Here is a 23,677-nt window from a genome sequence, read left to right on the forward strand (position 1 = left end):
GCGGAGCGACAGCGTCGCTCCGCGGGCCGGCTGCGGGGTCGGTCTTCGTGCGTACCTCGCGAACGTCACCGCCTGCGGCCCCGGCCCGACCAGCCGGTGCCGACTCCGCCGACGTGGAGGGCCAGCACGGTCAGCCCGATGAGCATGAAGTTCGTCGAGGTGAAGGTGTCATTGGTGGCTATGTCCGCCGCGTTGATGAGGAACGCGATGAAGAACAGGACCGCAGCCGCGATGGCGAGCACGGGATCTCCTCGGGGTCGTGGTGGGACGGGACCGTTCCCGTCCGCACGTCGCGGGATGAGACCGTTGCTCACCCTCACGCAACCCGTGTGCCCCCGACCTGCCCGAACAGGCCTGTCCGGGGGCGGGCAGTTCCTCTTCCCGGGCCTTCGGCCGCACTGCTCGACGACTGGCGCCATTGACCTGGCACAAGCGTGGTACTCGTCCGTCACACAGGAGTCCCGATGAGACCACAGGTGTTCCGATATGAGTCACTCCCAGCGCATCCGGGCGAGTATCCGCTTTGCCTTCGGGAAGAAGCAGCGAGGTAAGCAAAGAGATCATCACGGCCCTGCGGGAAGCGGGCCTGGGGAGACGACATGACCAGTGATCCCCGTCGGACCGACGAACGGCCTTCTGAAGAGATGCGCGAACGGACCGTCTGCTTTGCCGGCGAACTGCACAACGTGACCGGGGCGCGACTCACCGCGGAGTCGTTCCTCCTGGACCTCATCCGTGCCTCTCCCCCGGCGGCACCCGAGCACTGGGACGACATCCTGCTGGTCGTCACGGAGCTGGCGGCCAACGCGGTGCAGTACGCGCCGGGCCCCTTCGAACTGCGCCTGCGGCGCACCTTCGACGGTGTCCACATCACGATGCACGACACGAGCACGACGGAGCCGGAGCCCCGTCCGTTCCACCCCAGCCGGGGCGGCGGCGGCATCGGGTGGCATCTGATCCACACCCTCTGCGACCAGGTCAGCGTGGTCGTGACCGACCGGGGCAAGGACATCCACGTCTTCCTGCCGTGGTGAGACGTCCCCTGGTGCCTCTGGCGTGACCGGCCGGATGGGACCCGGCCGGTCACGCCAGAGGCACCAGGACGCTGATGGTCTTGCCGCCCCCGGGCCCCGGGGTGATGGTGATCTCCCTGGCCAGCCGGATGATCAGCGGCCACCCGTAGCCGTTGCCGTGGTGCCCGACGGGCAGCTCACCCGACCCGAAGGCGACCGCGGGGACGACGTCGCTGTTGTCCTGGACGGTGAGCCGCACGCCCTCCCCGGTCGGAGTGACCTCGAACGCGGCGAGGCCGCCCCCGTGCCGGATCGCGTTCGTCGTCAGTTCCGAGACGACGAGCAGCAGGTCGATGAGTGCCGCCTCGCTCGCGCCGCGCGAGGCGGAGTTCCAGTGCCGCAGCACGACGGCCCGGGCGTGCTCACGGGCCGCGGCCGCGCTCACGACGGTGCCCGCCGGCAGCGGGATCCCGTCCGCGGGCTCGAAGTGCGTACGGGGGAGCAGGTCGTCGCCCGGCGCACGCGCCGACGGGTGCTCGTGCGGGGCGACGCTGCTCGTGTCGGTTCGGTCCATGGCTGTCGTGTCCCTGTGTTCGGCTCCCTCGGCGCCCGGCCCCGGCCCGGGGACGTCGAGCGGCCTCACGGCTCGGTCACGGCGCCCGGCGCCTCCAGGGCGGCCGGTACGTCGTCGGCGAAGAGGAAGAACTCCGTGGTGCCGGTGACGTCGAAGAGTCGCCGGACGCTGTCTCCGAGCGGCCCGGCGACCACCATGACGGTGCCGGTCCTGCGGTGCGACTGCTGCGTCTCCAGGAGGACGTGCAGGATCGATGAGTCGACGAAACTGGTGCGCGACAGGTCGACGACGGTCCGCGGGGCGCCTTCGCGCGACGCCCTGCCGAGCGCCTCCGCGAGCAGCGGCGCGCTGTCGTGGTCGATGTCGCCCTTCACCCTCACGACGACGGCCCGGTCCGTGCCGTGCGTCGTCACCGCTGCCTGTCTCTCGTCGGGCATGGGCGCGCTCTCCCCCTTGCTCGCATACGGGTACCCGATCCCCGCGGAGCGCGGGGCGGGCAGGTGTCGTGCGGTCCGCGCCGGACACGCGCGGTGTCCGGCCGGGCGGCACGGGCTCTTCCGTCCGGGACGGGCTCCGGCTCGGCCCCCGGGCGCCGGCCGGAGACGGCCGGGCCCTCGTGGCAGTGGGGCCCGGGCCCGCCGGCCGAGGCATCTCCGTGCCCGCGGCCCGTGCCGGAACCTGTTCGCCGCTCTCGTCGTGTGACACCTCATCTGTCACTGGTTCCCGCAGGCGCGCGAACCATGGGCGGCCCGGCCGTCCGGTGTGCCGGCGGTCAGGCCGTGGCCTGCCCGCCGGTGGGCAGGCTCTGGTAGTAGCTGCCCACGCCCGCCAGGTAGGCGGGGTCCAGCGACTCGCGATCCGTGCGGAAGCGGGGCGCGCCCTTGATCTCGTCCTCGGTGCAGGACACGGTGACCTTCTGGGCCTCCGTGTCGACTCCGGTGACGACTCCCACGGGGACCAGGACGCTCCTGCCGAAGAGCCATCCCCCGGTGTCCACGATCAGGTGCCGTGCCCCGGACTCGTCGACCTGCCGGTCCACATGCCCAATCGTCCCGTCGGCCGCGGAGACCGTGAAGCCCGTGAGCAACTGTCCCTCCGCGTAGCCGCTTCCCGGTGAGTACGACCAGATTCCGTCGGTGGTCACGCCCGTCCTTCCTTCCCCTGTCGTGTCCGTACGGAGACCCGTGGCGGACGACCGCCCGCCCTTGGTGCTCCTCGGCACCCATTACCCGCTCGTGGCGACCGCATTCACGAAGCCCTCCGCCGGACGGCCGCACCCCGTCCGGGGCTGCGTGCAGGACGGGCGCGGCGCGAGGCCCGTGCGGGGCCCGCGGGGTGTCGCGTTCGGGGCCCGTGCGGGCTCGGCGCGACGCAATGCGGGGACACTGCGGGGCTCAGCCGGTGCCGGGCCTCTCGTGTCCGGCGGCGTGCCGGCAGGGGGCCGTGAGGTAGCCGAGGGTCCCCGTCATGTCCAGCAGCCGCTCCAGGACTCCGGGCCGCTCGTCCAGGTGGAGCCGCACCCCCGCCCTGTCGGTGCGACGGCGGATCATGAGCAACGCCGAGAGTCCCATGGAGTCGACGCTGTGCAGTTCCGCGAAGTTCAGCCTCAGGTCGGACGGCGGGCCGTCGAGGTCGGAGCACCCGGTCAGCCGGGCGACGACGGTGTCGACGAGTTCGTCGCACGTCTCGTAGTCGAGGTCTCCGGCGACGCGTACGACGCACCACGAGGCGTGCGTCTCGACGGTCAGGGTGAAGGGGGGCGGGTTCGGGGTCATGCGCGCTTTCCGGGGCCGGGTGTCGTCGGTGCCGAGGTGCGTGAGGCCAGGGCCGCACGCGCCTCGGCGAGCATGTGGAGGGCACGCGGGAAGTCCTTGAGCTGGTCCGCGAGCAGGTCGAGAGCGGGATGGAGGCAGACGGCCGGTACGTTCCGCGCCTCCAGGATGTCCGCGGTCCAGCCGATGAAGCCGGTGAACAGTTCACCGTCGCCCACGTACAGGGCAGTACCGAGGTGGTCGACGATGTGCGCGATGTCCTCGGCCGTACGCTCACGCTGCCGGTCGGAGTAGTCGCGCATCGGCGGGAAGCGGTCCGCGAGCCGGGCCAGGGTCTCCCTCACGAGCCGTCGGCCGTTGCCGGCCACGTACGTGTACTCCTGGTCGGCCAGGTGCCGCAGGTCGTCGGCCGGTGGGCCCGCGACGGCCGGGCGGTGCCCGGCGATCCCCCCTTCCAGCGCCTCGGCGGCGCTGCGGGCGTCCGGCGCCCACAGGTCGGCGCCCAGGGCGCGCGCGTAGCGGCCGCCGGGGCCGAACGCGGCGCCGCCCGCTACGACCGGGACTCCCGTCGCGCGGCAGGCGGTGATGGCCGCGTGCGCGGTGGGCAGGTGGGTGGAGATCGACGCCGACAGGGCGACGGCCCGCGGGCCGGTGCGGTGGAGGTGCGCGACGAGGTGCGGGGTGGGCACGTGCGCGCCCAGGAAGTCCGGCTGCCAGCCCCGCTGCCGCAGCACCTCCGCCAGCAGGCGCGCGGGAAGGGCGTGCCAGTCGCCGTCCACGCACGCCACCGTGACACGGCCCCGGTGCGGAGCGGCGGGCACGGCCCGGTGGTGGGCGACGGCCGCGACGACCCGTTCGTGGATGGCTGTGGCGGTGTGCTCCTGCGCGACGGTCATCCGGTCGGCGGCCCACTCCGTTCCGACCTTGACCTGCACGGCGGCGATCAGGTCGAGGAGCACCTCCTCGACCTGCCAGCCCGATTCCAGGGCGTCGCGGGCGACGCCGTACGCGGCAGACTCGTCGCCCGTGCGCACGGCCGCCCACAGTCGGTGTCTCGCGTCGTCGAGGCCCATGCGGGCGGCGGGGTGGTCGGAGACGGTCGTCATGCGGTGTACCTGCCCCGTGTGTGGCCGTCCACCGCGCTGAGGTGCGCGTGGTGCGGCGCGCTGACCGCGACCACGGCCATGTCGTCGTGGCTGCCGCCGCCGAGCCACTGGGTGGCCAGCATCTGGATGTGCTCGACGATCGCCTCGGCCGGCATCCCGGCGCACTCGGCGAACGTGGCCTCCAGGCGCGCGAGTCCGAACATCTCGTCCCCGAGCGGACCTCCCCTGGCCTCGGTGATGCCGTCGGTGAAGAAGAGGCAGGTCTCCCCCGGGGCCAGTTCGACGACCGCCGTGGTGGACGTGATGTCCTCGAAGACTCCGACGAGGGAACCGCGTGTGGCGGCCTTCTCGACGAGTCCGTCCGCCCGGACGATCAGCGGCGGCTGGTGTCCCGCGCTGGTGACCCGCAGCCGGACGGCGCTCCCGCGGCGGCTCACCGAGGCGAGGGCCAGCGTGGCGAAACGGGTGTGGTGCGAGTTGATCAGTGATCCGTTGAGCAGCCCGAGGAGCCGCTGGTGGTCGTCCGCGAGCGGAAGCAGCGCCTGGAGCGTGTTGCGGATCTTCCCCGTCAGCACGGCCGCTTCGAGACCCTTGCCGCAGACGTCGCCGAGGACCACGAGGGACTCCTGGCCCTCGTCGGCCGCGGGGTGCACGTCGTAGAAGTCGCCGCCGACGCGCTCGCTCTGCCCCGAGGCGCGGTAGGCGCCGGCGAAGTCGACGCCGTTGACGCTGTGCAGCTGCGGGGGCAGCAGTTCGCGCATCAGCGTGGTCGTGACGGCCGCCTGCTCCGCGTACATGCGGGCCGCCGAGATGGCGGCACCGGCGCGGGCCGCGAACAGCCGCGCGAAGACCTCCTCGTCGTCCGTGAACGCCGTCGTGGCGCCCGACCGCAGCAGGACGAGAGCCCCGGCCGGCACGCCGTGGCCGGGCAGCGGGGTCACGACGACCGAACCGACGGGTCCCGTCAGGTCCGGCGGGACCGCCCAGTCGGGGACGGCGGCGGGATCGATCCAGCGGGAGGGTACGGGCGGGAAGCCGCGCAGCGCCTCGCCGAGCCCGGGCATCAGCTCCACGTCGGCCTGGACCATCCTGTGGACGACCTCGCCGTCCGGGCCGCAGTACGTCAGCGAGTGGGCGCGTCCGCGCCCGGGTGCGACCACGACCGCGGCCTCCGCGAGGTGTTCGGCCGCCATCCGGGCCGTCACCTCCATGCAGCGTTCGACGTTCAGCGAGGAGAGCAGCGCGCTGAAGGCGCCTGCCAGGACCGCGGCACGCCTGCGCTCGCCGGCGAGCGCCTCCTCCGCGAGCCGGCGGTCCGTGTGGTCCACGAACCACCACACCACGTCGCCGTCGGCCGCGACGGAGGGATGCGCCTCGAACGTGCGGTCGCCGACGGTGCCGCACGTCGTCCGCGCGGGCACCACCGGAAGGACTGCGCCGGGCGCCGCGGTCCGCCGATGGGCCTCGGCGAACCAGCCGGGGGCCACCTCGCCGAGTCTCGCGCCCGGTACGGCGTCCGGGAACACGAAGCGCGCCGCGGTGTTCAGCTCGACGACGCGGCCCGTGGAATCCGCGACCACCACGGGGCAGGGGGCGGTTCCCCACGAGGCGTCCACGAGGACGCCGCGCGGGCCGGCAGGAGACTGATTCGTTGTGTCCACTGGTAAGGGCTCGCGACTGCGGGCCCACCGCCTTCCGATTGACTCGGACTGTTTCCTTTCGGCAACCATCTCGCGTCGGACGCCGTCACTGCAAGTGCCGCGGAGCTCCGACGGTCGCCGCCCGGCGCGCGGAGGGGCTCGTCCGCGGCGCTTCCCCGCAGCTCACACCCCGGACCACCGCCGGTACCCGTGTGCCGTCACTCCTCGAACCAGCGGCGGGTGCCCGGTGTCGCGCGTCCCATGCACGCGGCGGCGAAAGCCGGACGAAACAGCGGAAGCCGGGGGTCGGAACGCGTGGCACGCGGCCTTCGGGGCACCCGGTGGTCCGGAGATCGACAACAACGGTTCCCCCGACGGGAAACCCTTGAGGAGGAGTGAGCGATGACATCGCCGTACGCCGAGCCGAAGTACACCGTCCCCGGCCTCAGCACGCAGGGAGGCGGCCGGGTCATCGACGTTCTCCGCGTGCGGCTGCACGCGCTCAACGACCTTTCGCTCACGCTGAAGCACATTCACTGGAACGTGGTCGGACCCCACTTCATCGCCGTCCACGAGATGCTCGACCCCCAGGTGGACCGGGTCCGCGAGATGGCCGACGACACCGCCGAGCGCATGTCCGCGCTCGGCGGGGTGCCGGGCGGCACACCGGGTGTCCTGGTCGCCGAGCGGACCTGGGACGACTACAGCGTCGGCCGGGCCGACGCGATCGCCCACCTCGGCGCCCTGGACCTCGTCTACACGGGCGTCGTGGAGGACCACCGCGCCGCCCTGGCCGAGGTCGGCAAGATCGACCCGGTGACGGAGGACCTCCTGATCGAGCAACTGCGCTCGCTGGAGCAGTTCCAGTGGTTCGTCCGCGCCCACCTGGAGAGTTCGGGCGGCGCCCTGTCCACCGCGGGCGCGCTCACCGAGGGACAGGCCGCACGCTCCGCCGAGCAGGGCGGCAGCCGGTAGCGGCACCTCCGCCGCGAGGCGGCACGCGAGTGGCCCGGACCCCGTGGGGGTTCGGGCCACTCGCGTCGTTCAGGTGCGGGAGACGTAGCTGCGGATCGTCGTCCCGCCGTCCCCGGCGTGTACGCGCACCAGGTCCGAGAGGTGGTTGACGAGGAGCAGGCCCCTCCCGCCGAGCTGGTCGGGCCGGGCGGGGCGGCGGCCCGCGAGGGGGTCGGTCAGCAGCCCCGCGTCCTCGACCTCGCAGACGATCTGCTCGCTCTCCGCCCAGAGCCGCAGGGTCCCCGTGCCGCCCGCGTGGACGACGCTGTTCGTCGTCAGCTCGGCCACGATCAGCGCCAGGTCCTGGAGGCGGGCATGCCCCGCCCCCCGCTCACCGGCCTGCCGGAGCGCGAAGTCGCGGGTGACCGGCAGGGTCTCGGCGTCGAAGGAGGCGGTGGCCGCGCCGGGCGGATGCCGCAGGGGTTCGTTCCAGCGGGCGAGCACGCCGTCCGGGTCGTACGCCGCGCTCTCGGAACCGACCCCGCCGGCGATGACGACGGGGTGCGTGGCCCGGGCGTCGGCCAGCACCTCCCCGGGCAGCCTCCGCGCGTCGTACGGGCACAGGATGGTGGCGTCGCGCCCCGCGAACGCCGCGTTGATCAGGGCCTCGTGCTGGACGCAGGCGGGGTACTCGACCGCCGTGCGGCCCGCCCAGATCGGTTCGCCGATGATGCGCACCCGCCCGCCCGACCGGGGGTCCGCGAAGCGTCTCAGGACCGAGGGGATGATGCGTCCCGGGTTCCGTCCCGCCGTGGACATGTCCACGAAGTGGACGGCTTCGGCGGCGGTCCCGAGCCCGGCTCTGATCAGGTCGAGCCGCGGGACCGGAGCGGCCACCGCGACGGGCTCGGCCGCGGCCAGGCCCTCCAGGAGGAAGGGCACCGTACCGGCGAGGTACTCGTCGTCGTCGCCGTAGAAGAGGGCCGGATGGACGAACGGCTCGGGACCGGCGCGCATCATGCGTGAACCCCCCGCGACGGAACGCCGGGGCGGCACGCACACGGCCCTCGTCGTCCGAGGCCAGCCGGGGGGCGCCCACCGGCCGGCGTGGGGCAGCCGGGCCGTGCCGTGGGAGACGGGTGTACGGGGCACGCGGGGCCGGCCGTCGGGCCGATCGGCGTCAGCTGCCCGCCGAGGCCGGACGGCGGCGCCGACAACGGCCCCTGCCTGTCGTCCCTGTGTTCCACCGGTCTCACCCCGGCCACAGAATACGCTCCAGCACTGGCATTCGACGCAGCCGCCCTGGGCGCCACCGGTCGCGCGGCGTCCCGCCGGCACCCGCGCGCGGCCGGGCCGGAGGTTCACCGGGCGACGGCGCCGTCGCCCTCTCGCACCTGCTGGGCTCCCGCACCGGCGGGCCGCATGGGCATGGGAGCCACGGGCCGACCGTCCGCCGCGAGCTGACGGCGCGCCGCTTCGAGGGCCAGCCTCACGTCACGAGTACCCGTGGAGACGCACAGGGTGTAGGCGAGGTCCTGGGAGCGCCCGGTCTGCCCGGCCGTGCCGCGCGCCGCCTCCTCGACGACGAGTGCCTCGTACTCCTCCACGAGGGTGCGCAGGATCGCGGGGTGGGGCATCAGCATGGACTCGCTCCTTGGTGACGGGCCGGTTCTCCGGCGTGGTGGCGGTGCAGCGGGGTGGCGGTGCAGCGGGGTGGCGGGGTCGCCGGACCGGGTGCGGGCCGGGTCGACATCGGGCGCTCGCGGACCGGGTTGCTCCGGCGTGGGCGGCTCCGGACCGGGTGCCTCCGGACCGGGTGCCTCCGGACCGGATGGTTCCGCGGGGAATCGGGCGGCGTCGCGGGGCTCGCAGGCGCGGGCGGCGTCGCGGTGGCGCCCGGGCGGCCGGGCCGTCACGCGGCTCCCGTCCGGCCGTCGGCGCCGGGGCGGTCCGTCCGCTGCTGCCGGCCCAGGGCCTCGTCCCGCACCCGGGCGCAACTGCGGGTGATGAGCCGGGAGACGTGCATCTGGGAGATGCCGAGCCGGTCGGCGATCCGGTTCTGCGTCATGTCCTCGAAGAAGCGCATGTAGAGGATGTCCCGCTCGCGTTCCGGAAGGCGCCGCAGGCCCTCCTTGGCAGCCTCTCGGTCGAGGACGACGTCGAAGGAGTCGTCCACGTCGCCCAGGGTGTCGGCCAGGCTGTACCCGTCCTCCGCGGCCGACAGTTCGGCGTCGAGGGAGAGCGTGCTGAAGCTCTCCAGTGCCTCCAGCCCGGCACGGACCTCGTCCTCCGTGAGGCCGGTGTGCGCGGCCATCTCCGCCGGCGTCGGCTCCGGGGTGCCCGGCTGCGACTTCAGGTCGCGGCGGGCCAGCCGCACCTTGTTGCGCAGCTCCTGCACACGGCGGGGCACCCTCAGCGCCCACATCCGGTCCCGGAAGTGCCGCTTCACCTCACCGGTGATGGTGGGTACGGCGTAACTCTCGAACGCGCCGCGGGAGGGGTCGTAACGGTCCATCGCCTTCACCAGACCGACGGCGGCGACCTGGCGCAGGTCCTCGATCGACTCGCCGCGGTCGCGGAACCTGCCGGCGATGCGGTGCGCCATGGGCAGCCAGGCGGCGGCCAGTTCGTCGCGGAGGGCGTCACGCTCGGGCCCCTCCTCCAGGCCGGCCAGCCGTGCGAACACGGTCGCGGTGTCAGGGGCGTCGTCGTGCGGGCGTTTCGCCGGGCCGGACGCCGCGGCGGGGGCCGCGGGCACCTCGGCCGGGTCGGGGGACGCGGACCCACTGGATCGACTTGTCGACAACACGGTAGACATGAGGATTCACTCCTGAGCACTGGCTCGTCACGGTCTGTACGCAGGAGGGGTGCCGTCCGGGCCGCCGGAGACCACCGGAGCCCGTCCACGGCCCCCGCCTGGTGCGCCTCCGGTCCGAAGCACGAAATTCCGCTTGCCCCTGCTTCGGGACGGGAAACACATACCTTCGAAAATCCACCGAACACGGCCCGGGGAGACGGGTGTTCACGGCGGCGGCACGAGGTGCGGGCCCGCGCGCGGCGGTCGGCTCCCGAGTCCGCCCGGAACGGCCGGCGCGGGGGTACGTCCCCGCCGGGAGGCCTCGCGGGACGTGCAGTTCGTGCCCACGGACACGCCGCCCCGGCGGGCGACGGCCACCTGTCCCCGCCGGTGTGTCCGCGCCGGGGAGACCGTCACAGTGTCACGAAGCTGTTCGAAAACGGCTTCCTCTTGGTGCGAACGGTCGGAAGCGGCGCCCCCATGCGGCACGATCACCGGGACATTCGCACTCCCGGGGGGCCTCTCATGGCATACAGGACACGTTCACGCCGCACCACCGCCGCACTCGCCGCGCTCTCGCTCGGCGTCCTGGCACTGACCGCATGCGACGGCGACGCCGGGAGCGAGAAGGACACCGGGAGCGGCAAGGCGACCCCGAGCGCGTCGGCGAGCCCGTCCGCCGCGGGTCCGGGCAAGGGCTCGGGCACGCCGGCGGCGGACGACGCGGGAACCGGGGGCGGGAGCGCGAAGCCCTCCGGCGGCGGCAGCACCCCGCCGCCCGCGGAGCCCGGGGACGACGACCAGGACGGAGGCGTGGGCATGTGCGAGACGACCGACCTGACCTACAAGGTCACCGTCGCGTCCAGACCCGTCAACCACGCCCTGCTGAAGGCGTCCAACACGGGCGGCGACCCCTGCCTGCTGGCGGCGAACGACCTCGTGATCACGATTCCGGGGCTCGACGGCGCCGCCGGCCACATGGGGCCCGAGGGCACGGACTGGATCCTGGAGCCCGGCGGGAGCGCCTACGCCGGGATCATGTTCTCGCGGGCCGACACCGCGGGCGGCAAGAGCGCCGACAAGGTGGAGATCGCCCTCGCGGCCTCCGAGAGCCCCACGACGGTGTCCGTCGGCGGCGGCCCCGTCACGGTCAACGACATCGAGGTCACCAGCTTCTTCGGCACCGCGGAGGACGCGCTCACCTACTGATCCCCACTCCCGACGATCGCCGTCCGCCGCGCGGGACGACCCCCGCCGGACCGGGCGGACCGCGCGGCGGGACTCCGGCGCGGATCGTTCGAAGCGGTCCGCCCGGGCCGGGCGGCTCGCGCGGTGCGGTCCGCCCGGTCCGGCGGCTCGCGCGGTGCGGTCACCCGGCCCCTCCGGCCCGGGCAAACCCGCCGACTCTGCGGTCCGTTCGGGCCGGACCGGCCCGAACGGACGGAGCCGCCCGCCCGGTTCATCCGGTTTCGTACATTCCATCCGTGCCGCAAGGCGGACGCGTGGCCGCCAAGGGCGCTTCCGGGAGCGTCTTTTCAGTCAATCCGGCCGATTCCTCCCCAGGATCCGCACACTTTCCCGATCCAGGGGAATGAGCCGCTCGAAGCGGGGCAGACGCCCTTTGTCATCGACACAGCAGCGCCGACGAGTGGGGTGGACGGCATGACAGCCGTGACGGCAGGAGAGGCAACGGCCACGGCCCGGGGGACGAAGCCGCTGGACGGCACGGAACTCCCCGTCATCGACGACCCGTCACTGATCAGGCCCAAGGACGCCCGGGACCTGTCCCGGCAGTTCTTCGGCCGGCTGGCCGTGCTGGAGGAGGGGACCCGGGAGTACCAGTACGCCCGCAACACCCTGATCGAGATGAACCTCTCGCTCGTGCGGTACGCGGCGTCGCGGTTCCGCAGCCGCGGCGACTCGATGGAGGACATCGTCCAGGTCGGCACGATAGGCCTCATCAAGGCCATCGACCGGTTCGAGCTGTCCCGCGAGGTCGAGTTCACCTCCTTCGCGGTCCCCTACATCGTCGGCGAGATCAAGCGCTTCTTCCGCGACACGAGCTGGGCCGTGCACGTGCCGCGCCGCCTGCAGGAGGCCCGGGTCGAACTGGCGAAGGCCACCGAGGAACTCCGTACGCGACTGGGCCGCACCCCGACGACCCGTGAGCTGGCCGCTCTCATGTCGCTGGCCGAGGAAGAGGTCATCGAGGCCCGCAAGGCGGCGAACTGCTACAACTCGTCCTCGCTGGACGCGGCCCTCGCCCCCGAGGGGGAGAACGGTGAGTCGGTGCTTGCCGACTTCATCGGCGAGGACGACCGCTCGCTGGAGCTCGTCGAGGACCTGCACTCGCTGGCGCCCCTGATCGCCGGGCTGGACGAGCGGGAGCGGCGCATCATCCACCTGCGCTTCGTCGAGGAGCGCACCCAGGCGGACATCGGCGAACTGCTGGGCATCTCGCAGATGCACGTGTCCCGCCTCATCGGCCGCATCATCAAGCGGCTGCGCGCCGGACTGCTCGACGACTCCCTGTCGGCCTGACGCACTCCCGACCGCGCTCCCCGGTCGGAGGCGGGCGCCCGGTGGCCTCGTGGTGCATCATGTGGCGTCGCCGGGTTCCGCAGGGAGGATGGCATGTCGTCGCTCGAACGTCTCGGGGAGCTGCTGGGTGAGCCGGTGACCTGGGGTTGGGCCAGGCCGCGCCTGTGGGCCGCGTCCGAGCAGCACCTGGGAGTCGAACTGCCCGCGGACTACAAGGCGTTCCTCGATCTGTACGGGCCGGGGAGCATCGACGACCACCTGTCGCTGGACCGGCCGATGGACGGCGACGCCGGCGAGCTGGAGCGGTTGTGGTCGCTCGGGGCCTGGCGCCGGGCTCGGCTCAGTGACCCGGACCTGTACCCGTACCCCTTCCACCCCGATCCCGGCGGCCTCATCCCCTGGGGTTCGGACGAGCACGGCAGCGAGTACTACTTCCTCGCGATCGAACCGGACCCAGATGAGTGGCGCATCGTCGTCGGCAGCGAGTGCGGCCAGTGGTTCGAGACCGCGGGAACCTTCTGCGACTTCCTCGTCCGCTGCTTCGACCGCGCCGACCGGCCACCCTTCCTCGACCGCCATTGGCCCGCCCCCGATGCCCGCTACCACTCCCACGCCTGACGGGGCGCCCGTACCGGGCACGGCCCGGCGCACGGGCGCGGGCGTCCGGCGCTAGGCGTTGAACAGTTTCCAGTGCCCCTCGGAGATGATCTCGACGGCGCCGTCCGTGACCTTGAGGGCGGTCTGATCGTCGATCGCGTACGCCGGACCCGGGATTCCGGCCGCCCACTTCTCGGCTTCGGCCATGGTGTTCTCCGGCAGGAGTTCGTGGTCCAGGTGCGGGAACATCGAGAAGTCGACGATCCCCAGCGCGCTGTCGTCGGCGGCGGGCGGCTGCCATTCGACGAATTCCCTCCCGATGCGGGGGGACATCACCATGCTCCCGGCGCTCAGCCCCACCCAGACCGTCTCGCGCAATGACGGCAGCAGATCCACCAGCCCGGACTGCCGCATCCAGTGGCACAGGTACAGCGCGTCCCCGCCGCCCACCAGCAGGACGTCCGCCTCCCGGACCCAGGGGACCCAGCGTTCCCCACCGATGCTGGGCAGCGCGGTGAGCTCCAGCACCCCCAAGGACTTCCAGCCCAGTTCGCACATCGGCGTGGAGGACTGTCCGGTGATGAATCGCCATGCCCCGACGGGACTGCCCATGGGGTGCCCGTATCCCGCCGTGGGGATGCAGAGGGCGTTCGAGTCGGCGATCGGCTTGCCCAGCAGGTCGACCAGCGCGTCGCGGATGCTCGTGTTCTTGACGCCCGCGGACGTGAGGAGAAGCTTCATGTGGCCCTTTCCCGAGCTGCGTTGTCGCTCTGCGGCAGGTCCGGCCGAAGCGCTCGTCCGCACCGTGGCCGTCGGGCCCGGAAGCCGCCGCCGCGGCACCGGTGGGCGCACTCGACGACGGGCGTGTGCGTTCTTCCGACTTCGCCGCACCCCGAAACTGGTTGCAAAATGAGAGCGGTTGAAGCGTAGCACCACCGGTTGCGAAGTAGCATCGGAATCGATGACTGACGTACGAGACCCGGTGCACCGGTCGGGATGCCCGATCAACCTGGCGGTCGAGGTGATGGGCGACCGGTGGTCGCTGGTGGTGCTGCGCGATGTGATGTTCGGCGACCGGCGCCACTTCCGCGAGCTGCTGGCCGGGTCGCAGGAGGGCATCGCCTCCAACATGCTCGCCGACCGGCTCCGGCGGTTGGTGGCGGCAGGTCTGCTGTGGCGGTCGGACGACGAGACCCATCGGCAGAAGATCCGCTACAGCCTCACCGAGGCGGGCGTGCAGCTCGTGCCGGTGATGGCGGTGCTGGGCTCGTGGGGGCGACGGCACATGCCGGCCAGTCACGAACTCTCCGTACGCGCGGAGCTGCTGGAGCGCGGCGGGCCCGAGCTGTGGGACCGGTTCATGGACGAGCTGCGCGAGCGGCACCTCGGTGTCCCGCGCCCTGCGGGGACGCCCTCGGTTCTCGCCGAACTGCAGGCGGCCTATGACGCCGCGGTCGGGGAAGCGGGCCGGGCGGTTCACGGAGCAGGCACCCGGCGATCGCCCGGCGGACCGTCGTCCACTCCCCCGGGAACCGGCTGACGAACCGCCGTGCCGATCCGTGCGCCCGCCGGGTCCGGGCACGGACTTCCACGTCCGGAGGCGGCCTCTCCGGGACGCGGGCGCAGGGGACCGCCGTCCTCATGACGCTCGCCACACCGCCGCTCCCCCGCCACCGCTCCCCCGCGTCCCGGATGCCCGCCTTCCGGGGCGCCCTCGCGTGCCGGTGGGGCGGTTGATGCCGACGATGCCGCAGGCTTCCGTGTCGCCCGTCCCAGAACACGAGCCGCGGGTGCCGGGCCCGCCCACCGGCCGGAGGATGACGGCCGTCGCTGCCCCGCTCCGCCCGCGCCTCGAAGGCCGTCACACCCCCTGAGCTGGGACGTTACGACGGCCACGGGCACGCGGGCAGGCCGAGGGCCCCACCCGGTGGGCTCCGCCGCGCATCCGGCCGAGGACCGCGCCGGGGCACCGCGGCACCACTCCCGCCCCGGCGAACACCACCGGGCGGTGGGCGGCGCCGCCCACTGTTCCGGGGTGGGACGCCGGCCGTACGACGACTTTGGTGTGACGCTTTGTTCCGGGCCCGACCGCCGGGTTAGCCTGCGGCGTATTTCCTCATCGGGCGGTCCCGCGATCCGGGACGGACCGACGTCGAGGGGGTCCGGCAGTGGGCCCGTAGTTCCGAGTCCCGTCGTACGGGGCTCTTGGGGAGCGGAACGAGGGTGCACATGACCAGCCAGACGACCGAGACCGTCGGCCACACGCCGGGCGACCAGGAGCTGCGGCAGCTTCTGGCAGGCCTGACCGCGGTGCGCGACGGAGACTTCGGGACCCGCCTGCCGGACGACGGCGGTGGGCTGCTCGGGGACATCGCGACCGTCTTCAACGGCATGGTCGACCAGTTGTCCGTGTTCACGTCCGAGGTGACGCGCGTCGCACGCGAGGTGGGCACCGAGGGCACGCTCGGCGGACAGGCGGAGGTGCCCGGGGTCTCCGGGACCTGGGCCGACCTGACCGACTCGGTCAACGCCATGGCCGGCAACCTCACGACCCAGGTGCGCGACATCGCCCAGGTCGCGACGGCCGTCGCCAGGGGCGACCTGTCGCAGAAGGTGGACGTCCCCGCGCGGGGCGAGATCCTTCAGCTCAAGGAGACCGTCAACACGATGGTCGACCAGCTGTCCGCGTTCGCCGACGAGGTGACCCGCGTCGCCCGCGAGGTCGGCACCGAGGGCCGCCTCGGCGGACAGGCCCAGGTCCCCGGGGTCGGCGGTGTGTGGCGCGACCTCACCGACTCGGTGAACTTCATGGCGGGCAACCTGACGGCGCAGGTCCGCAACGTGGCCCAGGTGACCACCGCGGTGGCCAGGGGCGACCTCTCCCAGAAGATCACCGTGGACGCCCGCGGCGAGATCCTGGAGCTCAAGAACACGATCAACACGATGGTCGACCAGCTCTCCGCGTTCGCCGACGAGGTCACCCGCGTCGCCCGCGAGGTCGGCACCGAGGGCCGCCTCGGCGGACAGGCGGACGTCAAGGGCGTCAAGGGCACCTGGCGCGACCTCACGGACTCCGTGAACTTCATGGCGGGCAACCTCACCGACCAGGTCCGCAACGTGGCCCAGGTCGCGACCGCGGTGGCCAGGGGCGACCTCTCCCAGAAGATCACCGTGGACGCCCGCGGCGAGATCCTCGCGCTCAAGGAGACCATCAACACGATGGTCGACCAGCTCTCCGCGTTCGCCGACGAGGTCACCCGCGTCGCCCGCGAGGTCGGCACGGCCGGCAACCTGGGCGGACAGGCCACCGTCCGGGGTGTCTCCGGCACCTGGAAGGACCTCACCGACAACGTCAACGTCATGGCCTCGAACCTGACGGGCCAGGTCCGCTCGATCGCCCAGGTCGCCACCGCCGTGGCGCGCGGCGACCTCTCCCAGAAGATCACCGTCGAGGCCAAGGGCGAGGTCGCGGCCCTGGCGGACGTCATCAACACGATGGTCGACACCCTGTCCGCGTTCGCCGACGAGGTGACCCGCGTCGCCCGCGAGGTCGGCACCGAGGGCCGCCTCGGCGGCCAGGCCCAGGTGCCCAACGTGGCGGGGACCTGGAAGGACCTCACCGAGAACGTCAACTCGATGGCCAACAACCTCACCGGCCAGGTGCGCAACATCGCCCTGGTGACGACGGCCGTGGCCAGGGGCGACCTGTCGAAGAAGATCGACGTCGACGCCCGCGGGGAGATCCTGGAGCTCAAGACCACGATCAACACGATGGTCGACCAGCTCTCCTCGTTCGCCGCCGAGGTCACCCGTGTCGCCCGCGAGGTCGGCAGCGAGGGGCGGCTCGGCGGCCAGGCCGAGGTGGAGGGTGTCTCCGGCACCTGGAAGCGGCTCACGGAGAACGTCAACGAGCTGGCGGGGAACCTCACCCGGCAGGTGCGCGCGATCGCCGAGGTCACCAGCGCGGTGGCCGAGGGCGACCTCACCCGCTCCATCACCGTCGAGGCCTCCGGCGAGGTCGCCGACCTCAAGGACAACATCAACTCCATGGTGGAGTCCCTGCGCGAGACCACCCGGGCCAACCAGGAGCAGGACTGGCTCAAGACCAACCTGGCGCGGATCTCCGGCCTGGTGCAGGGCCACCGCGACCTGCCGGTCGTGGCCGAGCTGATCATGGACGAGCTGGCACCGCTCGTGTCAGCCCAGTACGGGGCGTTCTACCTCGCGGAGGAGGTCGGGAACGCCTCGGAGCTGCGGCTCGTCGGCTCGTACGGCTATCCCGACGAGTCGGACAGGCCGGTCCGCATCCCCTTCGGCCGCTCGCTGGTCGGCCAGGCCGCGCGCAGCCGCCGCGCCGTCACAGTGGAGGACCTGCCCGCCGGGTACGTGACGATCTCCTCCGGGCTCGGGCAGACCGTGCCGACCGCCCTGGTCGTCCTGCCCATCGTGGTCGAGGACCAGGTGCTCGGAGTCATCGAACTCGCCTCGGTCACCCGCTTCACCCAGATCCACCAGGACTTCCTGGGCCAGCTGATGGAGACCATCGGGGTCAACGTCAACACCATCGTGGCCAACGCGCGCACCGACGAACTGCTCGACGAGTCCCAGCGACTGACCGCCGAACTCCAGGCCCGCTCCGAGGAGTTGCAGGTCCAGCAGGACGAACTCCAGCGCTCCAACGCGGAGCTGGAGGACAAGGCCTCGCTGCTCGCCACGCAGAACCGCGACATCGAGGCGAAGAACCTCCAGATCGAGCAGGCGCGGCAGGAACTGGAGACCCGCGCACAGCAGTTGTCGCTGGCCTCCAAGTACAAGTCGGAGTTCCTGGCCAACATGAGCCACGAGCTGCGGACCCCGCTGAACAGTCTCCTGATCCTCGCCCAGCTCCTCGCCCAGAACCCGTCGCGCAACCTCACGCCGAAGCAGGTGGAGTACGCGGGCATCATCCACTCCGCCGGCTCCGACCTGCTGCAGCTGATCAACGACATCCTCGACCTGTCGAAGGTCGAGGCCGGGAAGATGGACGTCACGCCCGAACGCGTACCGCTGCGCCAGCTCCTGGAGTACGTCGAGGCGACGTTCCGGCCGATGACGACGCAGAAGAGCCTGGACTTCACCGTCAGCACCGCCGCCGGCTCCCCCGCCGACCTGCTCACCGACGACTCCCGGCTGCGCCAGGTGCTGCGCAACCTGCTGTCGAACGCGGTCAAGTTCACCGAGCAGGGCGGCGTGGAGCTGCGGATCGAGCCGGCCGCCGACGACGAGGTGCCGCGCGGGGTGCTGCGGGGCGGCACGATCGTGGCCTTCCGTGTCCAGGACACCGGGATCGGCATCCCGGAGCAGCACCTGGAGACGATCTTCGGGGCGTTCCAGCAGGCGGACGGCACCACGAGCCGCAAGTACGGCGGGACGGGCCTCGGCCTGTCCATCACCCGCGAGATCGCCCATCTGCTGGGCGGCGCCGTGACCGTCGACAGCGCGCCCGGCCGGGGCAGCACGTTCACGCTGTTCCTGCCCGTGGCACGGCCCGACTACGAGGACCTGCTCAACGGCGGCCGGTCGCCCGAGAAGGCCCTGGCGGCGGCACCGTCCGAGGCGCCGTCGCGCGCCGCGCTCTCCGGTCCGCCGGCCGCGCCCCGGCACCGCAGGCGCCGGCTGCTGGTCGTGGAGGAGCGGCAGCGCGGGCTGCTGACGCTCGTCGCCGAGAGCGCGGCCTCGGACGTCGTCCGGGCCCCGGAGGCCGGCGACCCGCGCGACACGGTGGACGTGATCACGGCCGTCGGGGCGCAGGAGGCGGCGAGCGCGCTGGCCGCCGAGGCCTGCCACTGCGTGGTGCTGGAACTGGGGATGCCGGACGGCGAGGCGCACCGCTTCCTGGAGGCGATGCAGGGCGACTCGGCGCTGGCCAGCGTCCCGGTGCTGGTCCACAGCGGCCATCGCGCGGACCTGGCGCAGGAGGACGCCCTGCGGGCCCGCGCGGGCAGCCGTGCCCTGGAGTTCCTGTCCAGCCTCGACGAGCTGCGCGAGCGGATCGCCCTGCACCTGTCGGCCGAGGAGCTGGGCGACGTGCTCTCCCTGGTCCGCCCCGACGAGTCGCGGCCCGAGGCACCGCGGCCCGTGGAGGACGCCTTCCTCGGGCGCACGGTCCTGGTGGTCGACGACGACGCGCGCAACCTCTTCGCGCTCAGCGGGATCCTGGAACTGCAGGGTTTCCGGGTGCTGCACGCGGACAACGGCCGCAAGGGCATCGAGACACTGGTCAACCACCCCGACATCTCGCTCGTGCTGATGGACGTGATGATGCCGGAGATGGACGGGTACACGGCCACGACCGAGATCCGCAGGATGCCCCGCTACGCCGATCTGCCCATCATCGCGGTCACCGCGAAGGCGATGCCCGGCGACCGGGAGAAGAGCCTCGCCTCCGGCGCCAGTGACTACGTCACCAAGCCGGTCGACACCGACGATCTGATCGCCCGCGTCCGCCGCTGGCTGCCCGTGTGAGACGGACGGCGCCGGCCGGCCCGACAGCCGGCCGGCGCCTCTCGTCGTCCCCGTCCCCCATGGGCGTTCCAGCCGAGGAGCAATGGACCCGTTGAACCACCCCGATTCACCCCCAGGACCGGCCGGCGAGCCGTCGGCGTCCGGAACCGCCGACTCCGGGACGTCTCCGGAGCCGAGGACGCCTCCCGGCCGGAAGGCGCCCGGTGCCCTCCCCGGCGGAGCGGAGACCGACCCCGCCGGGGAGCCCGCGCGGGAACCGGGCACCGGCGACGCACACTCCGCCGACGTGTCGCGCGCCGACGCCGGGCCGCCGGCGACCACCGTCGGCAGGCTCGCCGCCACCGTGGAAAGGCTGCGCCGTGAGGTCAGGGCGGCCCAGGCCGAGGCGGACGGCCGCGCGCTGGTCGAGCTCGCCAAGGGCATCCTCGTGGAGCGCCTGGGCTGCGGTCCGGCGCAGGCCGCCCGCCAGCTCACCGAACTCGCCGAGCAGGCCAGGGTGACCCCGCTGGCCTTCGCCGTGGAGGTCATCAACCAGGCCGCCCGCGACCGGCTGTCGGACGTGACCGGCGCCTTCCTCGCGGTCGCCAACGGCACGGACGCGCCCGAGGGCGAGGCGTCCGGCGCGGAGGCGACCTCTGCCGTCCAGCTCCGGGAGGCCGAGAGCGGCGCCCTGGCCGCGAGCGACGCCCAGGCCGTCGCCGACTCCCTGCTGCAGCACGCCCTGGCCCCGCTCGGCGCGGTGGCCGTGGCCGTCTGGGCCGCGCGCTCGGACGGTTCCCTCACACTGGCCGGCAGCGCGGGCTTCACACCCGCGGAGTCCGGGCGCTGGCGCTACGTACCACCCGGGGTGGTGACGGTGGCCCGCAACTGCCTGACCGAACGCGCGGGCCAGTGGATCGGTTCGCTGTCCAGGACCGGCCTCCCCTCCATCGGGCAGCACCACCACCCCGACGGCGGCAGGGCCGCGCTTCCCGCCGGCACGGGTGGCCGCGTCAACGGCGTGCTGGAGATCGTCTGGCCCGGCCCCCAGCCGCAGCAGACCCCGCAGATCGTCCGTCAGGTGGAGGCACTGGCGGAGCTGTGCGCCCACACGTTGGAGTCGTACGCCCTCACGCACGGCGCCGACGCCGTGCACGAGCCGCGGGTGCTGCCCGACGCCACGGAACTGGTGGCCCTCGCCGACGGGCTGCACGATCCGGCGCTGGTCCTGGTCCCGCACCTCGACCGCGGACAGCTCGTCGACTTCCGCATCCACCACGTCAACAGCCAGTTCCTCGACCCGGCGGGCCGGCCCCGCGGCCTCGTCAGCGGTGCGCTGCTGCTGGAGGCGTACCCGATGGCCGCCGGGGAGAGCGAACTGTTCAACCGGGTCGAGCGCGTGTACGCGACCGGCGAGCCGTTCCGTGCCGAGCGCATCAACCTCACGGCGCTCGTCGACGAGGTGCAGCTCGCGGCGGTCGCCGACATCAGTGTGAGCAGGCACGGCAACAGCGTGCTGCTCATCTGGCGCATCGAGGACGAGACGGCACGGCTGGCCAGCCTGCTCCAGCACGCCCAGCGGATGGGCCGGATCGGAGGCTTCGAGGAGAACCTGCTCACGGGTGAGATCACCTGGAACGGCCAGCTCTTCAGCCTGTACGGCAGGTCGACGTCCAGCCCGCCCGTGCCCCTGGAGGAGCTGCCGCTGCACGCGCATCCGGACGACGCGGTCGCCATCGGCCGCTTCCTGCGCACCGTGCTGCACCACCGGCGCCCCGCGTCCGCCGCGTTCCGGCTCCAGCGTCCCGACGAGGTGACCCGGCACATCCGCGTGGTGGCCGAGCCGGTGCTCGACGCGGACGGCGGGCTCTTCGTGGTGCGCGGGGCCTACCAGGACATCTCGGCCCAGCACTGGACCGAGGTGGCGCTCGCCGCCACCCGCGACCAGCTCGCGCACACCGAGCAGCAGGCCACCGAGCGCAACCGGCTGACGCTCCAGCTCCAGCACGCGATCATGCCGCCGACGCAGGCCCCTCTGCAGGCGCCGGGCCTGGACGTGGCCGTCAGGTACCGGCCGGCCGAGACCGAGCAGCTCGTGGGCGGCGACTGGTACGACGCGGTCGTCCTGCCGTCCGGACTGGTGCTCGTGTGCGTGGGCGACGTGGCCGGGCACGGCATAGAGGCGGCGACCAGCATGGTGGTCCTGCGCAACGCGCTGCGGGGGCTCGCCGTGACCGGCGCCGGCCCGGGCCAGCTCCTGTCGTGGCTGAACATCGTGGCGCACCACCTGACGGGCGCGGTCACCGCGACGGCGGTGTGCGGCCTGTACGACCCCGGCCCGCGGACCCTGCGGTGGGCCAGGGCGGGCCATCTGCCGCCCGTTCTGGTGCGCGGCCCGGAGGCGGTGGCGCTGCCGCTGCTCAAGGGCATGCTGCTGGGCGCGGTGCCGGAGGCCCGGTACGAGGAGGACGAGGTGCAGCTCGCGGAGGACGACACGCTGCTGATGTACACGGACGGCCTGATCGAGCGACGGGACCGCTCGGTCGAGGAGTCGCTGGCCCATCTCCTCGACACGGCGCGTACGGCGCCGGCGAAGCTGGACCAGAAGCTGGACCGCCTCCTCACCTACAGCAGGTCGGACACCGACGACGACACCTGCATCGTCGGCATACGGGTGTCGTAGGAGGGCGCCCCGGAAGTGCGGGCGTGACCGCGCTCCGGTGGCCGGAGTGCCCCCGCATGGACCCGCGATGCGGGGGTACACGCGCGTGCATGCGCGTCACTCAGCAGCGAACCGCCCCGGGGAGGGCGCGTGACCGGCACCGCCCGGCACACGCGCGTGCGCCCTCCGTGAGCCCACGCGCCCCGGCCGGTCCGGCACGCCCGGCCGGTCGGAGCGGTCCGGCGTCCCCGGCCGCCGACGGTCCGTCGGGGCGGAGCGATCCGGCGGACGCCGGTGGTTCCGGCAGATCCGGCCGATCCGGCCGATCCGGCGACGAGAACTTGATCACGTCTGGCGACCGGTGCCCCGTGGCATCGAACGCGCAGACGGGGGTAACCAGCCCAAGCCGCCAACACCCGTGGGAGATCCTTGTGTCCATTGCCCAGAACCCCCTGTCCGTCGAGGTCACCCTGCCTCGCGAGGACATCGCCCTGTTCACGGTGGCGGGCTATCTGGACGTCGATACGTCGACCGAGCTGCGGCACCATCTGGCGAACCAGTTCCATCACGGGCGCCGGCACTTCCTCCTGGACCTGTCGGCCGTTCCCTTCATGGACTCCTCCGGGATGAACATCATCGTCCGCGCCTACCAGCAGGCCCGTGAGTCCGGGGGCAGCGTGCACATCATCGCGCCCGTACCGGCCGTGCAGCGGATCCTGGACCTCACCGGCGTCAGCATCACGGTCCCGATATCCGGCACCGTCGAGGAGTCGCTCGCGCTGGTGGAGAAGTCGGACGCGACCGACACGACCGACACGGCCGGCGGCGCGGGGCACGCGCCCCGCGTCTGACCGACCTCCCGCCTCCGCGCGCCCGCCCCCACCGGGGAGCCGCGCGGCCGGGGGCGGGCCGACCGCGCGGCAACAGTTGTCGTTTGACAATGGTTCGATCGAGGCAGCACAGTGAGGCAGCGCGGGAGCGCGGAAGGGGAACGGGATGTGCCTGGGGACGTCAACGGGTGTCCGCGCCGGTGGGGCCCTGCCGACGGCCGCGCGCACACCGCCGGCCACCGGCGGCACCACGCGCGGTCAGGCGCTCCGCGCCCCGGGCGCCTCGTCGTCGTGGATCTCCTCCGAGGCGGCCGCGCAGAAGGCCACGAGCCCTTGGAGCAGCGCGCTGCGGTGCCCGGCCGGCATCTGCTCCAGCACGGACTCCAGGGCGCGTTCGCGGCGGGACCGCAGGTCGCCGAGGAACACCCGGCCGCGGGGACTCAGGTACAACCGCAGTTCGCGGCGGCTGGTGGCGCCCGGCCTGCGCTCCACGAATCCCACGGCCTGGAGCCGGTCGCACAGGCGGCTCGTCGACGGAGGCGTCGACCCGAGCGCGTCGGCGAGGGTCCGGAGGTTGATCCCCTCATTGTGTTCCAGGATGAACAGCACCCGGAGCTGGGACGCCGAGACCGGCGCCGTCGACGCACGCCCCCACAGGACCTCGAGCAGCTCCGCCGCCTCTGAGGTCACGCGCGCCACCTCGTGGGG

The 23,677-nt window shown here is 72.8% G+C and carries 21 protein-coding genes; 9 read left to right on the top strand and 12 right to left on the bottom strand.

Annotated elements, in window-relative coordinates; genetic code table 11:
- Positions 1-65: 65 nt before the first annotated feature.
- A complete protein-coding gene (locus IE265_RS29600) occupies positions 66-242 on the bottom strand; it encodes a hypothetical protein (RefSeq protein ID WP_190038796.1) in 177 nt (58 codons plus the stop codon).
- Positions 243-644: 402 nt separating this feature from the next.
- Between IE265_RS29600 and IE265_RS29605 the strand changes: the two genes are divergently transcribed.
- Entirely contained in the window at positions 645-1,034 is a 390-nt protein-coding gene (locus IE265_RS29605; RefSeq protein WP_373303059.1) for an ATP-binding protein, read from the top strand.
- A gap of 49 nt (positions 1,035-1,083) precedes the next feature.
- On the opposite strand, the gene IE265_RS29610 is transcribed toward IE265_RS29605, so the two are convergent.
- The 6 genes from IE265_RS29610 to IE265_RS29635 form a co-directional block, all read right to left on the bottom strand.
- Positions 1,084-1,587 carry an ATP-binding protein gene (locus IE265_RS29610; protein WP_308434829.1) on the bottom strand — a complete coding sequence of 168 codons (504 nt, stop codon included), beginning with the start codon at positions 1,585-1,587 and terminating at the stop codon, positions 1,084-1,086.
- A gap of 65 nt (positions 1,588-1,652) precedes the next feature.
- Entirely contained in the window at positions 1,653-2,024 is a 372-nt protein-coding gene (locus IE265_RS29615) for an STAS domain-containing protein (RefSeq protein ID WP_190038798.1), read from the bottom strand.
- A 335-nt stretch (positions 2,025-2,359) separates the two neighbouring features.
- Positions 2,360-2,731: a PRC-barrel domain-containing protein gene (locus tag IE265_RS29620; protein ID WP_190038799.1), complete on the bottom strand. Its 372-nt coding sequence runs from the start codon at positions 2,729-2,731 to the stop codon at positions 2,360-2,362.
- A gap of 250 nt (positions 2,732-2,981) precedes the next feature.
- Positions 2,982-3,362, bottom strand: a complete 381-nt coding sequence (locus IE265_RS29625) for an STAS domain-containing protein (protein WP_190038800.1) — start codon at positions 3,360-3,362, stop codon at positions 2,982-2,984.
- On the bottom strand, positions 3,359-4,465 hold the full coding sequence (locus IE265_RS29630; protein ID WP_229916695.1) for a cobalamin B12-binding domain-containing protein: 1,107 nt from the start codon (positions 4,463-4,465) through the stop codon (positions 3,359-3,361). The genes IE265_RS29625 and IE265_RS29630 overlap by 4 nt, the downstream gene beginning before the upstream one ends.
- A complete protein-coding gene (locus tag IE265_RS29635; RefSeq protein ID WP_373303055.1) occupies positions 4,462-6,126 on the bottom strand; it encodes a PP2C family protein-serine/threonine phosphatase in 1,665 nt (554 codons plus the stop codon). The genes IE265_RS29630 and IE265_RS29635 overlap by 4 nt, the downstream gene beginning before the upstream one ends.
- A 381-nt stretch (positions 6,127-6,507) precedes the next feature.
- On the opposite strand from IE265_RS29635, the gene IE265_RS29640 reads away from it, so the two are divergent.
- On the top strand, positions 6,508-7,080 hold the full coding sequence (locus IE265_RS29640; protein WP_190038802.1) for a Dps family protein: 573 nt from the start codon (positions 6,508-6,510) through the stop codon (positions 7,078-7,080).
- A gap of 69 nt (positions 7,081-7,149) precedes the next feature.
- Here IE265_RS29640 and IE265_RS29645 read toward each other — a convergent pair whose 3' ends face one another.
- The 3 genes from IE265_RS29645 to IE265_RS29655 all read right to left on the bottom strand — a co-directional run bounded on the left by IE265_RS29645 (position 7,150) and on the right by IE265_RS29655 (position 9,877).
- Complete coding sequence (locus IE265_RS29645; RefSeq protein WP_190038803.1) at positions 7,150-8,079, bottom strand: anti-sigma factor RsbA family regulatory protein; 930 nt, start codon at positions 8,077-8,079, stop codon at positions 7,150-7,152.
- 341 nt (positions 8,080-8,420) lie between these two features.
- Positions 8,421-8,702, bottom strand: coding sequence for a DUF5133 domain-containing protein (locus IE265_RS29650; protein WP_190038804.1), 282 nt, complete (start codon positions 8,700-8,702; stop codon positions 8,421-8,423).
- 269 nt (positions 8,703-8,971) lie between these two features.
- Positions 8,972-9,877 (bottom strand): SigB/SigF/SigG family RNA polymerase sigma factor, encoded by a 906-nt coding sequence (locus IE265_RS29655; protein ID WP_190038805.1) that lies wholly within the window; start codon positions 9,875-9,877, stop codon positions 8,972-8,974.
- A gap of 504 nt (positions 9,878-10,381) precedes the next feature.
- On the opposite strand from IE265_RS29655, the gene IE265_RS29660 reads away from it, so the two are divergent.
- The 3 genes from IE265_RS29660 to IE265_RS29670 all read left to right on the top strand — a co-directional run bounded on the left by IE265_RS29660 (position 10,382) and on the right by IE265_RS29670 (position 13,015).
- Positions 10,382-11,065 (top strand): DUF4232 domain-containing protein, encoded by a 684-nt coding sequence (locus tag IE265_RS29660; protein WP_190038806.1) that lies wholly within the window; start codon positions 10,382-10,384, stop codon positions 11,063-11,065.
- Between the two features lie 453 nt (positions 11,066-11,518).
- A complete protein-coding gene (locus IE265_RS29665; protein ID WP_190038807.1) occupies positions 11,519-12,397 on the top strand; it encodes an RNA polymerase sigma factor SigF in 879 nt (292 codons plus the stop codon).
- Positions 12,398-12,490: 93 nt separating this feature from the next.
- Positions 12,491-13,015, top strand: a complete 525-nt coding sequence (locus tag IE265_RS29670; protein ID WP_190038808.1) for an SMI1/KNR4 family protein — start codon at positions 12,491-12,493, stop codon at positions 13,013-13,015.
- Between the two features lie 51 nt (positions 13,016-13,066).
- On the opposite strand, the gene IE265_RS29675 is transcribed toward IE265_RS29670, so the two are convergent.
- Positions 13,067-13,735: a Type 1 glutamine amidotransferase-like domain-containing protein gene (locus tag IE265_RS29675; RefSeq protein ID WP_190038809.1), complete on the bottom strand. Its 669-nt coding sequence runs from the start codon at positions 13,733-13,735 to the stop codon at positions 13,067-13,069.
- A gap of 220 nt (positions 13,736-13,955) precedes the next feature.
- Between IE265_RS29675 and IE265_RS29680 the strand changes: the two genes are divergently transcribed.
- The 4 genes from IE265_RS29680 (at position 13,956) to IE265_RS29695 (ending at position 22,990) form a co-directional block, all read left to right on the top strand.
- Positions 13,956-14,534 (top strand): winged helix-turn-helix transcriptional regulator, encoded by a 579-nt coding sequence (locus IE265_RS29680; RefSeq protein ID WP_190038810.1) that lies wholly within the window; start codon positions 13,956-13,958, stop codon positions 14,532-14,534.
- Between the two features lie 689 nt (positions 14,535-15,223).
- Positions 15,224-19,498 carry a HAMP domain-containing hybrid sensor histidine kinase/response regulator gene (locus tag IE265_RS29685; RefSeq protein ID WP_190038811.1) on the top strand — a complete coding sequence of 1,425 codons (4,275 nt, stop codon included), beginning with the start codon at positions 15,224-15,226 and terminating at the stop codon, positions 19,496-19,498.
- 82 nt (positions 19,499-19,580) lie between these two features.
- Positions 19,581-22,160, top strand: coding sequence for a SpoIIE family protein phosphatase (locus IE265_RS29690; protein ID WP_373303057.1), 2,580 nt, complete (start codon positions 19,581-19,583; stop codon positions 22,158-22,160).
- A gap of 410 nt (positions 22,161-22,570) precedes the next feature.
- A complete protein-coding gene (locus IE265_RS29695) occupies positions 22,571-22,990 on the top strand; it encodes an STAS domain-containing protein (protein ID WP_190038813.1) in 420 nt (139 codons plus the stop codon).
- Between the two features lie 237 nt (positions 22,991-23,227).
- Here the strand turns inward: IE265_RS29695 and IE265_RS29700 are convergent, their stop codons facing one another.
- Positions 23,228-23,659, bottom strand: a complete 432-nt coding sequence (locus tag IE265_RS29700) for a MarR family transcriptional regulator (RefSeq protein WP_190038814.1) — start codon at positions 23,657-23,659, stop codon at positions 23,228-23,230.
- Positions 23,660-23,677: the final 18 nt, after the last annotated feature.

Origin of the sequence: Streptomyces fructofermentans (assembly GCF_014651055.1) — a bacterium.
Classification (GTDB): Bacteria; Actinomycetota; Actinomycetes; order Streptomycetales; family Streptomycetaceae; genus Streptomyces; species Streptomyces fructofermentans.